The 266-nt window shown below is 47.7% G+C and carries 1 pseudogene; it reads right to left on the bottom strand.

The features are described 5' to 3' along the window. Window positions 1-266 (bottom strand): annotated as a pseudogene (locus SB660_RS21185) (tetratricopeptide repeat protein); the annotation flags it as partial.

The following is a 266-nucleotide window of genomic DNA, read 5'->3' as shown; positions in this document are numbered from 1 at the left end:
CGGCAAGCCAGTAATAAAACGTTTCGTCGCCTTCGAACCCGCTTTTGTAAAGAGAACGGAGCCATTTATAACCGAGATCATGTCTGCCGACAAGCGCAAGCGTCGCCCCCAGCTTATAGCGCTGTTCGAATAAAATCGGATACACGTTGGCGAGTTTTCCGCTCAATTCTCCGACTTTTTCATCTTCCCTCTCGTAATAGCAGAATACAAGGAGGTTGCACAGGGCATGGAGATTGCCTTCATTTTTCTCAAGCACTTCGAATACC

The organism is Bacillus sp. SIMBA_005, assembly GCF_046535585.1.
GTDB lineage: Bacteria > Bacillota > Bacilli > Bacillales > Bacillaceae > Bacillus > Bacillus pumilus.
This window is presented reverse-complemented; position numbering and strand designations above follow the sequence as displayed.